Origin of the sequence: Nostoc sp. CMAA1605, assembly GCF_021596505.1 — a bacterium.
Classification (GTDB): domain Bacteria; phylum Cyanobacteriota; class Cyanobacteriia; order Cyanobacteriales; family Nostocaceae; genus Trichormus.
In genome coordinates this window covers 25,800-41,457 of the sequence record NZ_PJIZ01000015.1, presented here as the reverse complement: position 1 = coordinate 41,457, position 15,658 = coordinate 25,800, and the positions used below count along the sequence as shown (strand labels likewise).

Sequence of the window (15,658 nt, the reverse complement as noted above, 5' to 3'; positions counted from 1 at the left end):
CAAATTTAGTAATGAAAACCTTGATTAATTCACCAGATCATCTTGCACAAACAACAGCAGCCACTCAGAGGTTAGAGAGGGCAATTATGCTTGCTGCGGGTGATTTTGCGTTGATATTAGCTTGTTGTAACTCGCCTCAAAAGCAACAGCAGATTTTAAATTTATTAACTCCGTCTTCAGCACTAAAGATACAAGAGATTGTGCTGCAAGCGACTGACGAAACACTATACACAACCATTCAAGATAAAATTGGCAATCTTCACCCAGAAGTATTGATGATTACGGGTTTAGAATCTGTAGTGGCTATTAACCAACTCATTGCTAGTACCAACATTATGCGGGATGAGTTTCGTAAATCTTTTCATTTCCCCGTGGTGTTATGGCTCAATGATGAAATCCTCAATAAATTAGTGTGGTTAGCACCTGATTTAAAAAATTGGTCAGCCAACACTATTCGTTTTGATTTCCCCCAGCACCAACTCATTGATAACCCTATTCTTATTGCTTGATGGTCAATAGTCAATAGTCATTAGTCAATAGTCAGCACTCAGCACTCAGCACTCAGCACTCATTACTCCCCCCTATTTCCTCTGTTTTGCGCTTCTTAACGCTGTCTTCTTTCCATCAGTAATTGAGGTTCGACATTTTCTATATTTGCTATTGCTTTTAGTTGCGTAATTCCTTGCAAAGCATCGCTGATTTTACCTGATTTAGCAGTTAACCAAGCTGCATGAGGTGCGTAAGCTAAAATTTGAGTAATTTCATAACCAGCCTGTTCTATGGCTGCTTGTTGTGACTCAATCAGAATGTTTTCTGGAAAGCGAATGAAGACTAAACCTGTAGGGACTGCTAGTAAACCTCCTGGTAAGGTATAAACGGGGCTGATTGTATCTTCAATTGTCGGTTTTGGTTCACCTGTAAAGACGGCAATTTTACCTTCATTCAACAATAAAATTGCTGTGGAATTTGCTGCGTTTGGCTGTTTGTAGTGCATAGCATAATATCCAGGCTGTTGGCTAAATAAACTCACTGCATCTTTGCCAACAGAAATTTGTTGGGGATATTCACTAAAGTAGTCTGATGAAAATCTCACTTCAGCAATTAGGGGTAGAGAATAAGCCTGGAGAAAAAATTCGATCATCTTGCTTCAATTCTACTAACAGGGAACAGGGAACAGGGAACAGGGAATAGGGAACAGGGAATAGGGAATAGGGAATAGGGAATAGGGAATAGGGAATAGGGAATAGGGAATAGGGAATAGGGACTGTCTGTGTAGACGGCAGAAAGTGGGCTAAAGTTACTGTTTACTTACAGTTTGTAACTTTTTTGGGCGATATTCTGGAAAAATCGGGGGCTAGTTTGTATTTAGTGGTTAATACTAAATGTTTTCTAAGCTGCGGCTAGCGGGTGATGCTTTCCAGATATCACACGCTAGCCAGAGGCTTAGATTTAACTAAATCTCAGGAGATGAATTTTATGGTTCAGGTTCGCTATGGCGGACAGAATGGTGAGCAGTATGAACTGGTCATTAGTGATGACCATATTGTAGTTCGTACTCAAAACCGCAGTGTGCTTGTAGGCGATCGCCCGTTTGAAGTAGCGTCTGTATCACCGGAAGCCCGTAGTATCCTCAATCAGTTTGACTTAGTAACGCGATTTCGGCAAGCAGGTGTAGAAGTTTTGCAATTAAAAGCACCAAATCAAGACGGTGCTTTACGTGACCAAGCCAAGGAAATTTTAAATCAAGAACCTGAAATCCAATTTGCCGGACGGGTATTGATTGACCCGCAGTCGCGACAACCAGTAGTCTACACTGAAAACCTCTTTGTCAAGTTTGATGATGAAGAAGAAGCTAGCACCTGTGAGGCAGTTTTAGGACGTTATAATTTGACGATTAAGCGTCAACTAGAATATGCCCGGAATGCTTATTTTGTGAGTGCGCCAGCCAATACGGGTTTAGCGATATTTGACCTCGCTGAAACACTACTCAATGAGGAAACAGTAGAACTTTGTCATCCTGAATTAGTCAGAGAATTTCGTCAACGTCAAGCTTTCCCGCAGCAATGGCATCTCAAGGAAACCACAATTAATGGTAAGAATATTAATGCTCATGCCTATGTAGAAGCAGCTTGGAAATTAAGTGAAGGTGCAGGCACAACTATCGCCATTATTGATGATGGTGTCGATATTGACCATGAGGAATTTCGTTCCTCTGGTAAGATTGTCGCCCCCAGGGATATGACACGCAGAAACAACAACCCCAGACCAGGTAACTCAGACAATCACGGGACAGCCTGTGCAGGGGTAGCCTGTGGGGATGGGAACTTCGGCGCATCGGGTGTAGCACCAAAAGCCAAATTAATGCCAATTCGCTTTGTATCGGCGTTGGGTTCTGTAGATGAAGCTGAGGCTTTTGTCTGGGCGGCGCAAAATGGTGCAGATGTGATTTCCTGTAGTTGGGGGCCACCGGATGGGATTTGGTGGGAACCCACCGACCCCGGACACCTGCAAAAAGTCCCTCTCCCAGACTCTACACGGTTAGCGATGGAATACGCCTTCACAAAAGGGCGTAATGGGAAAGGCTGTGTAATTTTATTTGCGGCGGGAAATGGCAATGAGAGTGTTGATAACGACGGTTACGCCAGCTACCCCAAAGTAATTGCCGTGGCTGCTTGTAATGACTTTAACAGAAGAAGTGCTTTCAGTGATTTTGGTAAAGCCGTCTGGTGTGCTTTCCCCAGCAATAACGGCTACAGTTCCCAAACTCCCGGCATTTGGACAACAGATCGCACCGGACGATCTGGTTACAATAATGGCAGTGTTAGCCAGGGCGACCAAGCAGGCAACTATACCAATAGTTTTGGTGGTACTTCTAGTGCTTGTCCTGGGGTAGCTGGAGTGGCGGCTTTGATTCTTTCCCGTAACCCGAATTTACGCTGGGATGAAGTCAAAGATATCATTAAACGCTCTTGCGATCGCATTGATGAAAGTGGCGGTAATTATGATGCTGATGGACGCAGCCCTTTTTACGGTTACGGTCGCGTCAATGCCCTGAAAGCCGTAGAATTAGCTTCCCCGCCCCAAATCGACCCAGTGGGAATTTTCACAGCTGTGCAGGATGTCCCCATTCAAGATTTGCAGACATCCACACTTAGTTTAGCGATCGCTAACACCAACCCCATTAAATCTATCAAAGTAACGGTAGACATTGAGCATACCTACATAGGAGATTTAATTGTTACCCTCATCCCGCCCACAGAAACAGGAATATCATCGATAATTCTGCATAATCGCCTGGGTGGTGCAGCAGATAACATCAAAACAACCTATGACGAAATCAACGTCCCCGAACTAGCAGGATTCAAAGGCAAAATTCCCCAAGGTAACTGGACTTTAGAAGTAGCAGACAAAGCCCAAGCCGACACCGGTAAGATTCGCAGTTTGACCATTGAAATTGGCTTTTAAAAACGGGAATGGGGCATGGGGCATAGGGAATGGGGCATGGGGCATAGGGCATGGGGCATGGGGCATTGAGGTAAAATCCCCAGTCCCCAGTCCCCAGTCCCCAATCCCCAATCCCCAGTCCCCAGTCCCTAAAACACGAAGTTTTCAGGATTGTTCATTGCTGCTGGGGTGACGTTTTCCAGAACTATGAATGGACTGAGAACGCCACGGCCGGGAAGTCCGCCGTTATCCACTTGCACGAAGGTGGTGTTAGGAGTGCTACCTTGGACTAGACGCACATAACCATCTGCGATCGCATTGGTTCCCTGATAACCACCACGGATGATGCTATCTAGTAATTGTGTCAGCACAATCTTGTCTTTACCTACCTCAAAATCGGTGATGGTATGACCCATTTCTCGGAGGCTGGTGTAAACTAACTCGTCGTAACCTCTGCCTGTGGTGATGGTTTTGCGACCAATACCACCAACAATTCGGTCATTGGCATCAGTTCCAATAATGGGGTCACGTTTACCGTTACCGTTGATGTTATTGAAATCGTTATCAAAGATGTTGATGGTGGCAGAGGCGTTAGCACCTAAATCATAATTACTGCCATCAGTGATATTAAGAATTAGGGTTTCCGTCGCTTCTGCTAAAGCATCATCAACAGGGGTAATGGCAATCTCAACGTAGGTTTGTCCGGCGGCGATGGTAGCTGTGCCTGTGAGGTTGTTGTAATCACTACCATTGCTAGCAGTACCTTCTACAGTGTATTCCACTGTCAGCGATTTGCTGGTATTACCTACACGCGCGATGCGGAAAATTCCTGGTGTCGAATCACCTTCAGTAATGTTTGCTGTGGTAGCAGTGAGACTAATTACTGGGGTAGGAATATTGAGGGGTTGGTCTAGTTCCAGAATGATGAATTCGTTATTATCAATTCCTGGAGGACGACCGATAGAGAAGGGATAGTTATTATCGTTAGCCAGGAGTATGGTTTTTTCATCCAGCACTACTACAGACTCGATGGTTTGGAAGGGGAAGGTAAATTTGGTGTTACCATCGCCATTTAAATCATTGGGGTCGGCGATATTTAATAAATCACCAATTTCTTCCTTGCTGACAAAACCATTTGCGTCTTTTTTGGAGAAGTCAACTTTAAATAACTTCTTAAATTGTGCCGTCGCACCTTGACCATTATCACGTTCAATGACTAGAAACTCATTCTCGTTGATAACAGTAATATCCCCAATGGCGTGACTGGGATTTTCTAGGTAGTAGTAGCCGACTAAACCTTGATACTGTTTGGATGCAACGTCAAATTCATAAATCCGTAGGGAATTAGCAGGATCACCAGTCACCGTCCCTTCCAACATGGGGTATAGGGTTTGCTTATCTAAGCTGATAGCCATCCCTTCAAAGCCACGGGAGCGAGACAGGTTAGGATTAGAGGGTTCGGTGAGGAAATCAGGGTTGTCAGGCGATCGCACAAAATCACCTGCTAACAAATCACGGATGCGATCGCCTGTACCTGGAAAGTCTGTGAAGTAGCCATCAACACCTAGCTGAATGAAATCTCTGTACTCAGCTTCGGGGTTGTTGTTGTAGTCTGCTGCTAAATAACGGCCTTCATTACGGAAGGTGTAAGCATGGACAAATAAACCTGCTGTGTGTGCATCTTGAATCAAGGTTGTAGGTGCAGTCAGGGTTTTATCTGCATCGTTAACTGTACCATCACCGTTAACATCATCTGCTTTACCATCACCATTAGCATCGACACCTTGCACTGATCTAATCATCCGTTTCCAAGGGCCAATCCCATCGGCGTAGGTAGCAATTTCCGCTAAACCTGCGGCTGACCGTAAATCTCCATAGGTGCGAGTATCACCACTAACTACAAAATCGTAGGGGCGAACCTCTTGCAATGAACCATCAAGATTAACATCAGATGCGTCTAGTAACTGCACTAAAGGTATATCAACCCCAGCCGCAGGCATAATAACATTGTTCAGTGCTTTGAGATTGGCTGTCTCGAAAGACTGAATAAATATCCGGGTTGGGTCAGTGAAATTATTAGCTAAGAGAGTATCAATTAATTTCTGACTGATATCGTAGCCTTGCTGTAAAAAGTAGGTCGGGTGCTTGGTTTCGGGATAGATGCCGATTTTTTTGCCTGTATCAGCTTCTACCTGTCTTACCAAAGCGATGATTTCAGCCAGTGTGGGAATTTCATACAAATCATTAAAGCTTTGGTCACGGAAACTCGGCTGAATTCTGGCGCGTAGAGTCTTAATTTCCGCGAGGGTGAAGTCTTCTGCAAAGAAACCTTCTTCCGCAAACCCATCGACAACTTTTGTTTTGCGGCGGTCTGCAAACTGTGGTAAGTCTGCAACGTTGGTAGTATTAATTAAATTGGGTTCGTGACGGGCGATTAATACGCCGTCTTTGGTGGTCACTATGTCGGGTTCGATGAAATCCGCACCGCGTTCAATTGCTAACTTGTAGGATTCCAGGGTGTGTTCTGGGCGTTCACCGCTTGCGCCTCGGTGTCCAATTACTAACGGTGCTTCGCCAGTCAGAGTATTGAGATTAGTAATGTTGGGTGTGGGGATGGGTGCATCTAATAATTTACCTGTAGCATCAAAGTGCAGTAGGTAGGGGCCAAACTCATCACCAACCCAGAGTGTACCATCGGCGGCGATCGTTAATGATTCAATATCGAAATCTGCACCAGTGAGGAGGCGATCGCTAGTATTTTCATTCACAATCTGGAAGGGTATTTTCTGATCTGGGTCAGATAGTTGAATGAAACTTAAGACATTGACGGATTTGTCGCCGTTTTCTGTACCTTGGAAACTGGGGTCTAAGCGATGAATCCGCAGTAGATAATCTGCACTATTAGCTTTACTACCAAAACCATTGTCTGATAAGAACCAGTAGGAATTATCATCAGCTACTTGGACTGCGCTAAAGCCTTGGATGGGTTGGCTAGCAAATGGGATCGGTCTACCGTTAGTAGTACCTGTGATGAAATTACCGGATGGTGGGCCTGCTGCAAAGCTATCAGCAGGAAGGACAGCAAAACCTTTGAGTGTTAATTTTGGGGGAATCATCGCTTGGGGATTACGCGGATTGTAACTTTCGGTGTCAATAATTAAGGAATTGGTAAAGGCTTGGGCGATATTTTCCCAAGGAACAAATTTAAAGTTGGTGTTGACGTTTTCGAGTTCGCCGTCATCTTCTACCAGTCTGGCGGGGTCGTTAGAACCGTCTTGAGTGACGAATAAACCATAGGGGAAATTCGCCCCCAGTGGGACGTTGACCACATCTGCACCGTCAGATTCCTGTACGCTGTCAATTGAGCCATTATTTCCAACAGCGAACCTACCTAAATATTCGTTATCACCGCCACGGTTGTAGACTGCAAAAGTATTGTCACCTTGACTAGATACCAACAAGTAACCTTGACCATTCTGTCCATAGTAAATAGTCAAGCCTTCCACATCGTCGGTGAGGTAAGAACCGCCCAAATCCTTGATTTTATCAACGAGTTTACCGGTATTGCGCCCGTTTGGTTCAGCATCAAATTTCCAAATCCCCACATTTTCTTGACCGATGTAGAGATAACCCATTTCTTGGTCAGCTACCATTCCCTCAGTTTGGGGGTCAATTCCTTCCTCAGTGGGGATGGTGAACTCCCGCACCAGTTCCGCGCCAATTTTACCGTTACCTTGGTCGATGAGTTTAAATTGGGCAACATCGCCAGTTTCCCGACGGTTGACAAAGGCGTAGTAATCATTGGTCACAGGACTGCGATATAAAGCTATACCGTAAGCACTGCGTTCATCTGAAGAGTAGGGAGGCTCAAAAGGTGCGCCTTGGAAGAGAGTCCCGATACTGCTATCGGTGATGTCTTCGAGATATTCGCCAGGGGTGGTGGGATTGGGGTTAATTTTAAAGATTACCAGCTTGTCGTTATTGCGATCGCTCGCCACGGCGATATCGATAGATTCACCACCCAAGTTAAACCCATACTGCAAATCTATGTTGTTGTAGCGGATATCCCCAGGGTTAAAGGTTTGTAGGAGATTTCCCGACAAGTCATAAACCCGCAAACCTGCATTTTTCACCACAGTTAACACTAGACTGGCTGAGGGGTCGTTAGCGTTAACGTAAATGGCTGGGTCATCAGCATCCGCGTTCTGGTCAACTTCGGGGATACTGCCATCATCATCATCGAACAAGTCGGGACGAGTTTCTACAGTCGGGGTAACGGTGGGAATTACCTCTGCACTTAAGGTAAGGATTTGGGTAAATTGGGCTGAGTTAAAGTTGTTATCACTTACCAACACAATTGATTGACGACCATCAGCTAATTTGGGGCCGAAAGTAATCCCTTCGATGTTATCTGTACCTGTCGGTAAATCAAGGTCGTTTAAATTCAACACCAGACGCTTGCTAGCGGGTCTGAGGGCTGTTAATTCTGCTTCAGTGAGACTAGCTAAGGAGTCAATAGTGCTGATATCTGTCGCCCCTTGCAAAGATACCTCATAGATTTTGATGGTATTACCCACACCTTGAGCAAAGGAACGTTCTACAGCCAAAAGAGTACCGCGATTATCAATGGCTAATAAATCTACCAAACCGTTATCTGCTGCACCTGTAGATGGGTTAGGAACATCCGCGATCGCATCGGTAATATAGAGATATTCTTTTTCTGGCTGACCGCTAACTAAGTTATATTGCAGAATGCGAGAACGGCTACCATTAGCTAATGAAGCCCTCGCACCATCTTGAAATAGGGCGTTTTCGGTAGCTGTATATAAGGTTTTCTGGTCAGGGGAGATAGTCAAACTTTCAAAAGCTAGGTTATTTCTTACCCCTAATGTCTGCGTATCACCTGCATTGACAATCCCATCATTGTTAGTGTCTTGGACGACTGGTAAAAACTTCACAGGTACAGATAATGAGCGTAATTCTTGACCTGTAATTAAGTCAAATTCTTTAATCCAGGGGTTACTTACACGACCAGCATTAGGATTTGCTTCCCCTTCAGAGGAGATAAATACAGTCCCATTTTTAGTTAAGGCGATTCCTTCAGGATCAAGACTGAGGGTGGGAAAAGTATTACCATTGCTGTCTTTAAGGGTGGTGACATTGGTAAACTCAATTTCACCATCATTAGTAAATGTATAAAAACGGGCTGGGGCGATTTGCGAGCGATCGTCTGAAATTGCATAATAAACATTATTGACCGCATCGTAAGTAACACCAGATAAACCCCCTACCTGAGTTGGTACACCATTAACTGTTCCTGCTGTACCTGCTGGAATAAAACCTGTAGGAAAGGTTGCTTGTTCTACAAACTCCGCTTCCGGGACAGTATTACCTGCTGGTGTCGCACCTAATTCTACATCCACATACACTAAACGATGGTCGGAACTGGGGAAAGGGAAAGTTCCTACAGGTGCAAATGTTGGGTCGCTATTCACAGGCCAAAACACCCCTGAGTTGCTAATCTGCAAATCTGTAGAGGGTAGAACATAATCTGCACGCAAGTTACCAGGAGTCCCATCAGCAAAATCAGCTGTGTCAAAATACGGATTTCCTTGGTGATTTGCGTTTGCACCACCTTGTAAAGCCCCTTGCTGGGGTGCGCCGAGACTAGTGGGAATGGAATTAGTATTGATATTGGGATTTTGCAACAGTTGGAGAACGGCGTTATCGTAGCTGTCTCCATCGTAAGGATCAGCATTTTGATCACCCATAATCACGAAACTTGAACCAGCCGCTAAACCGCCTGTATTCCCCGCATCATCATAGATATAATCGCCCTGACCTGGAGTTATATAATCTGCCCAAAAGCGAATCTCGTCATGGTTGCGCTTACCGTTGCGGTCTTCTGTAGTATCAAAAACTGGGGGTGTGGGATGACTTACTAATACATGAATTGTTTCACCATTCACCTGAATCGGTACATCCCAATGACTCTTAGAAGAAAGACGCAGTATATTAATTTCTTCTGGTGAATAAAAGCCGTTGAGATTTTCGTTTACAGAAGTATTAGGATTATCTACTGTCGGGTCATTAGTTAATAGATTTCCCGGCATATCCTTCCACAAGAAATTTTGGAAGGTGCGGATATTGGCAGTGTCTATAGGATATTTTGATAACAACAACATCCCAAACTGACCAGGGAAAGTGCCAAAGCCAAAGGCATCATTTCCACCACCAACTGAGCCACTATTATCTAAGTCAAATCCTGAAGCGATTCCTGTATTAGAAGGTGCAATATAAACGTAGGGATACTCAACAGGAGTTGCACCGTTTTGACTGACACTGAGGTAATTTTGTTGAAATAATTGGACTGGCTCTAAAGGATTAGCTGCAACATAGTCGAATTCATTAATCAACAGCACATCTGGGTTATTGCGCTGAATAATTTCCGCCACAGCCTTGGCTTGAGCATTATTAGGAGTAGATAAATCACTCACTAACTGACCTTCCGCATTGCGGTTGAGAGACGCGTTAAATTGAGAAAAGCGGATTGTTGGGTTAGTCATAATATCAATTAAAAATCCCCAAATAAGAGAGTGTTACGTAGGAATGGATGTAAATCTTCATCTATGGCTTGAGGGCAAACAAGAGCGATAGTTAAACCTTGTAGATATCTGCATTAGCTGGGGAGGAAATTCCCATTGACGAGACTGGAGATTGGCAGCACAAATGCTACCTTCAAAGTCCGAACTGGGGAGAATTTGAAGTGTAAATTTCATGCGTCTGGGTAATTGAAAATGCAGTTGACATCAAAGGCGATCGCTCAACCCTCACAGAAAATTAAGGCGATCGCCAAAAAACAGCGATATACCTTAATTCAGTATTTATTCGGATTGCTAAATTTCAACCTATCCCAGCTAGATTAAGAAATTGCTAGCAAATGGTTAAAGTTATTCATTAGTCACTACTCTGACGCGCTGATTTTTTCACCAGACTTTAGCCGTTATCATGAAAAGAAGCGACTGTCAAAGGAAATATCAGCCATGTTTGCTCTCGTTTCCCCAGAAAAAACTCAATTACCTCCTGGTTCTGTAGTGCGCTTACCTGCGACTTGGGAAGAATATCAGCGTTTGTGTGAACAACGGGGAGACGGTTCAATCCCGCGCCTCAAATATCGCAATGGAGAAGTATTGCTCATGTCGCCATTACCAGTACACGGCCGAGATGCTAATCTACTGGCTGATATTGTTAAAACCCTTTTAGACCACGATGGGAAAGAATATGATGCGTTTACCCCCGTCACTATGAGCTTACCCCAAGAAAGCGGAATTGAGCCAGATTATTGCTTTTATATTGACAACTGGGAAGTGGTATCAGGTAAAAAAACGCATTGACTGGGGAGAAGATCCACCACCCGATTTAGTGATTGAGATTGATGTCACCAGTTATTCTGATATACAGGATTATCTTCCTTTTAAAGTTCCTGAAGTTTGGTTTTTCAAAAAACAACAATTATTGATTTACCAATTACAAGGTGCAGAATATCAATTGCAAACTTACAGCCGCTATTTTCCCGATTTTGATTTAGCAAGTTTGATTGCTCGTTGTGTGCAGATAGCTTATGAACGTAACACCAGCGCAGCTATCCGCGATTTGAAACAACACTTAGGCAAAAATTAAAAAGTCATGAAAAAATGCTTTGACTGCATCGTTTCATGACTATTGTGGTCTGATGTGAACAGTATTTACCTATCAATAATTGCTTTTTCTTTTGTCTTTTGACTTTTACCCTGTTTCATCCTTACCGGAATTTATTAGGATTTAAGCGAACACCTGTTTGAGATGGACGACGAATAGCTACGCCATTTCTTAAATTTGTACCTGTTCCGCCGTCTTTTACATCAAGGTAAGGCTTGAGATTAATTCCACTTCTTAAGGAAGTGACTTGATTTCCGCTACCTAGTAAGGTACGACCTATATTATATAGTTCGTCTCCGCCACGATTAGTATAGGTGTTGACTGCTGTGGTTTGTTGACCGCTATCAGCAGACGTGAGGTTTTGGAAAATACTATTACGGACTGTGTAGGGGTCTTTGTTGCGAGGTACGGTTAGCACAATTCGACATCTAGAATTGGCTTCGGTGGTGACGCAAACGATATTTTCGTTATTTTCCCGACTAATCTGGAGTTCTTGCAGTCCATCTGGGCGGTATGATTCTAGGCGGGTAGCAATAGTTTGACAACGTGCTTGGGGATTCCAACCACCGCCTAAAGTACCAGGCGCAGCCCAAGGGAAGTATTGTCCGGGTTGACTTTCTGGCTGGTACATGACGGTGTATTGACCGTTATATTGTTGACAGAAAAATCTTGCGCCACCGACAGCATTAGGTGTATTGGTGGCGTTGGTGTCTGTGGGATAAGGTGTAGTTGTAGTAGGGGTAGTTGTGGGTGTGGATGAACCTGAAGGTACAGTTGGTACGGTTACATCACTAGATGTATCATACTGAGCTAATGCCACACCGTTACCTAACAACAAAGACAAACCCAAACCACCCAAACAGGCTAAATTCCAGCTTTTTGACAACATAAAATGCTCCTCCAGTGGACACAGAATAGGGAATTAAATCAGTTATCAGTGATCACTGGGTTTTAAGTCCCCATTACAAAACGTAATTGCGTTAGCGTAGCGGGACGCTAGTCCATTGCGAATTGCGAATTGCGAATTGGTTTAATATCTTCATTGACGCAAAATTTTGTCTTTTGATTCATCAGTTGGTTGCTTTTTTTCTGCTTGTTCTTTTCTTTCTTTGAGGAGTTTCTTCACCCTAGCTTTAATTTCTGTGTGACGTTCTACACCTTCAAAAGCATAACGGTTGTAACTATTACGAGTAATCATTTTTTCTAGATAATCGACTCGTTCGTTTCCGCCTGGGTGGGAGGATAACCAAGTAGGAATGCTAAATTTCTTTTGTTTGTCTAATGTCACCATTAAGTTACGCAAGCCATCAGCCGCATAACCGCTAGCAACTATTAAGCGTGTACCAAGAATATCGGCTTGTCGTTCCATTTCCCGGCTGTAAGTTAATGCAAATAGTTGTCCGATGGTGCCGCCAAAAGGTAAATATTGGGTAACGTTGGAAATGAGATTACCTTGGGTAACTAGTTGAAAGCCGTGGGATAAAACTACGTGAGATAATTCATGGCCGATTAATCCGGCTAATTCGGCCTCGGAGTTAGTTTTAGCGATCGCACCTGCGTTAATAAAGATTTTCCCCCCTGGGAGTGCAAAGGCGTTGAGGTCTTCTTCAGGAATGACGAAAAACTCATATTTAAATTCGTTTCTACCTGCGATTTTGGCTAATTTATGCCCAATATCATTGACATAAGCTAATGTCGGCTCATCTATGACTAAAGGTAGCTGCTTTTTCGCCTGTTTCGCCACCGATTCCCCCACAGAACCTTCTCCCTGTAACAGCAAAATCGTCGAATCCAGGGCGGAAAATGGCCCCAATAAACTACCAGTAACGGCGTAACCTAATGCACCCGTAATTACATTACTAATCACATTACCTCGAATTTCTGAGCGAATATGCGATTTGTAACGTTTGAGGTTGGTGTCTGCTAGTTCGTTAAATTCCGACGCTTGGGGACTTTGGGGGTAAAGAATGGCAAATTGACGGGCGGCGATGGATGCTTCCATCCATTTCTTTGCATTAGCTAAGGCTGTCACCCTCGCTTTAATTAATTCTGGTTGGTCAGGGTACAGCGAAGAACCCCGTTCTAAAACGTCTAATGCTTCCTTAGTGCGATCGTATTGAGTTAAAACCTCAGCATAGCTGATATGACCAGGAATAAATTCGGGATTCTGCTCAACTAATAATTGCAGAGGTACTAGAGCTTTGGTTTGCAGCTTTTTAGCGATACCGTCTTGTGCTTCGCGCCAGTATACCCTACCTGCGGGTGAAAGTTGGGCTGGGTCGGTGATGGCTGGTTTGAGTTCTGGAGAGGCTTCACCTGCTTTGTTAAAAGGTGCTTTGGCTTCGCGGTAAAGCTTTTGCGCCTCTGCAACTTTACCTGCTAAATATAGTTTGTCGGCTTCTTGGAGTTTGAGCAACCGAGCGATTTCTGCTGGGTCAGGTGGGGGAATATCTGGAGATTGACGCGATCGCCTGAGTGTATCCCGAAGTGTTTCGTCCGATGATGTCTCTGAGTTGGCTGGGGTGCTATTTTCAGTATTTGGCGTTTGGGCGGGGGCTGGTGCTATTGGTTGTGTCAAAATAATCAGAATTGACGTACCAATTGACAGCAATATCCAACTCAAAGTTAGTAACAGAGATTTCCTGCTTCTGCTGATAGAGAAGCGGAAAAATCGGGGGCGGTGAGGTGAGGAATTTTTCATCTGTGCTGGTTTACGCAGTTCATGCTCGCCATGAGACAGTAGGGGAGCAGAGAGCAAAATAACACCGCTTGTGGGTGTTAGCGGAGCAGAAGAAAGTAGTTCGGTTTGTAACTTTAATTTCCCCCTGCCCCCTGCCCCCTGCCTCTTATTTTAAGGGTAGAAGCAATTGCCATCATTCGCCTAGAGCGATCGTCAAACTACGGTGTTTACACTATTACCAAGCGGGTGCATGGGTGTGGGGGTGTAGGGGGAAGAATAGGTTGCCTGCTCCCTGGGGTATCCGTGTTGGGTTCTTTTTCAACACCCGTCCCACAATTTCAACCCCTATACCCTTACACCCTTATACCCTTGTACCCCTAATTACGGAGATTAATTGCCGTGTTGCAACCATTCGCATTCCGGCTGGTGCAGCTAAGGTTAAACCACGGCGCACAGGACGCACAGGAAGTTTATTCACTAGAGAAACTTGATATTGAGCTAAAACTGTCGCCAAAACAATTTTCATTTCATACTGAGCAAAAGCCAAACCTATACACCGACGATTCCCGCCCCTAAATGGTAAATATTCATAAGGGGAAAATTGCCTTTTTGACACTCACCGCACTTTTAGGGCGGTGATTCTTCCTTCACAGAACCAACTTGCTCAAACAAGATTTCTCCAGCATGAGTAGCGGTCGAATCTCCAGAAGCGTTCGGGTCTAAGACCCAAGTTCCCGTATGCCCTACGGTACTCAAGGCTAATTTCAGAATGTTAATCGCCGCATTCCAATCTCTATCCATCACCAACCCACATTCACAAACATGAGTTCTTGTCGATAGAGATTTTTTGACGACTGCACCACAATTAGAGCATTCTTGAGAAGTGAAGCGCGGATTCACTGCCACAGTGATTCTGCCAAACTTCACCCCAAAATACTCCAACCATTTTCTGAATTCATACCAACCAGCATCATTAATCGATTTCGCCAGACATTGATTTTTCACTAAATTTTTAATCCTCAAATCTTCATAGGCCACCAAATCGTGAGATTGGATAACGCAACGCGCCATTCTCTTAGCGTGTTCTTGACGTTGCCTACTTATTTTGAGGTGTACTCGCCCTAATTGATTAATGGCTTTCTTACGGTTGATAGAGCCTTTGTGTTTACGAGATACACGACGTTGATAAAATTTCAGTCGTTGTTCTGCTGTTTGATAAAACCGTGGGTTAGGTTCACTATATCCGTTACTGTCCGTGTAAAACTCTTTTAATCCCACATCCAAACCAATGGTTTTGCCGGTGGGTTGTGTTTCTACTTTGTTGTCTACACTAACTAAGAATTGAACATAATACCCATCAGCACGACGAATTAACCGCACCCGTTTTATCTGTTCTAATTGGTAGAAGTTTAAATCCCACGTTCCTTTGAGCTTGAGGTTGCCAATTCCTTTTTTGTCGGTGAAAGTGATTTGTTTCCGAGTTGGAGATAGTTTCCAGCCAGAGGTTTTATACTCTACTGAGCGAGAATGTTTCTTAAACTTGGGATATCCTTTCTTACCTGGAATGGCTTTCTTGCAGTTGTCGTAGAACCGAGCAATGGAACTATAGGCACGTTCGACAGCCGCTTGGCAAGCACTGGAATTCAAAGCTTTGACAAAGGGGAACTCATCTCGAAGAATCTTGCTCAGACGATATAGGTCTTTTTGTCCGACACCGTGGTTATCCATCCAAAAACGGATACTTTTATTGCGGACAAATTGCGCGGTTCTGATGGCTTCATTAATAGCGGTGTATTGAGTTGTTTTCCCTTTGGCTTTGAATTCTAGAACGAGCAT

At 44.1% G+C, this 15,658-nt stretch carries 8 protein-coding genes and 2 pseudogenes; 4 read left to right on the top strand and 6 right to left on the bottom strand.

All coding sequences use genetic code 11. The annotated features are described in order from the left end of the window. The first annotated feature begins 11 nt into the window (after window positions 1–11). Window positions 12–509, top strand: a complete 498-nt coding sequence (locus CV014_RS07930) for a hypothetical protein (protein ID WP_236141539.1) — start codon at window positions 12–14, stop codon at window positions 507–509. A gap of 95 nt (window positions 510–604) precedes the next feature. On the opposite strand, the gene CV014_RS07925 is transcribed toward CV014_RS07930, so the two are convergent. Beyond that, on the bottom strand, window positions 605–1,141 hold the full coding sequence (locus CV014_RS07925; protein WP_236141538.1) for a hypothetical protein: 537 nt from the start codon (window positions 1,139–1,141) through the stop codon (window positions 605–607). A gap of 335 nt (window positions 1,142–1,476) precedes the next feature. On the opposite strand from CV014_RS07925, the gene CV014_RS07920 reads away from it, so the two are divergent. Beyond that, complete coding sequence (locus tag CV014_RS07920) at window positions 1,477–3,465, top strand: S8 family serine peptidase (RefSeq protein ID WP_236141537.1); 1,989 nt, start codon at window positions 1,477–1,479, stop codon at window positions 3,463–3,465. A gap of 128 nt (window positions 3,466–3,593) precedes the next feature. On the opposite strand, the gene CV014_RS07915 is transcribed toward CV014_RS07920, so the two are convergent. Continuing rightward, entirely contained in the window at window positions 3,594–10,010 is a 6,417-nt protein-coding gene (locus CV014_RS07915) for a phytase (RefSeq protein WP_268964552.1), read from the bottom strand. 231 nt (window positions 10,011–10,241) lie between these two features. Here CV014_RS07915 and CV014_RS29920 point away from each other — a divergent pair, with 231 nt between their 5' ends. Together CV014_RS29920 and CV014_RS07910 are read left to right on the top strand one after the other, a co-directional pair. Next, window positions 10,242–10,370, top strand: a complete 129-nt coding sequence (locus CV014_RS29920; RefSeq protein WP_268964550.1) for a hypothetical protein — start codon at window positions 10,242–10,244, stop codon at window positions 10,368–10,370. A 117-nt stretch (window positions 10,371–10,487) separates the two neighbouring features. Continuing rightward, window positions 10,488–11,124, top strand: a pseudogene (locus tag CV014_RS07910) (Uma2 family endonuclease). A gap of 121 nt (window positions 11,125–11,245) precedes the next feature. On the opposite strand, the gene CV014_RS07905 reads toward CV014_RS07910, so the two are convergent. The 4 genes and pseudogenes from CV014_RS07905 to CV014_RS07890 form a co-directional block, all read right to left on the bottom strand. Beyond that, a complete protein-coding gene (locus tag CV014_RS07905) occupies window positions 11,246–12,031 on the bottom strand; it encodes a COP23 domain-containing protein (RefSeq protein WP_236141536.1) in 786 nt (261 codons plus the stop codon). Window positions 12,032–12,181: 150 nt separating this feature from the next. After that, window positions 12,182–13,798: a M48 family metallopeptidase gene (locus tag CV014_RS07900; protein ID WP_236141595.1), complete on the bottom strand. Its 1,617-nt coding sequence runs from the start codon at window positions 13,796–13,798 to the stop codon at window positions 12,182–12,184. Window positions 13,799–14,183: 385 nt separating this feature from the next. Beyond that, a pseudogene (locus CV014_RS07895) lies at window positions 14,184–14,432 on the bottom strand (cytochrome P450); the annotation flags it as partial. 17 nt (window positions 14,433–14,449) lie between these two features. Then, complete coding sequence (locus tag CV014_RS07890; RefSeq protein WP_236141535.1) at window positions 14,450–15,658, bottom strand: RNA-guided endonuclease InsQ/TnpB family protein; 1,209 nt, start codon at window positions 15,656–15,658, stop codon at window positions 14,450–14,452.

Coding starts and splice junctions, on each gene's coding strand:
- CV014_RS07930 (WP_236141539.1), top strand. CDS start 12: ATGAAAACCTTGATTAATTCACCAGATCATCTTGCACAAACAACAGCA.
- CV014_RS29920 (WP_268964550.1), top strand. CDS start 10,242: ATGCAGTTGACATCAAAGGCGATCGCTCAACCCTCACAGAAAATTAAG.
- CV014_RS07920 (WP_236141537.1), top strand. CDS start 1,477: ATGGTTCAGGTTCGCTATGGCGGACAGAATGGTGAGCAGTATGAACTG.
- CV014_RS07890 (WP_236141535.1), bottom strand. CDS start 15,658: ATGCTCGTTCTAGAATTCAAAGCCAAAGGGAAAACAACTCAATACACC.
- CV014_RS07925 (WP_236141538.1), bottom strand. CDS start 1,141: ATGATCGAATTTTTTCTCCAGGCTTATTCTCTACCCCTAATTGCTGAA.
- CV014_RS07915 (WP_268964552.1), bottom strand. CDS start 10,010: ATGACTAACCCAACAATCCGCTTTTCTCAATTTAACGCGTCTCTCAAC.
- CV014_RS07905 (WP_236141536.1), bottom strand. CDS start 12,031: ATGTTGTCAAAAAGCTGGAATTTAGCCTGTTTGGGTGGTTTGGGTTTG.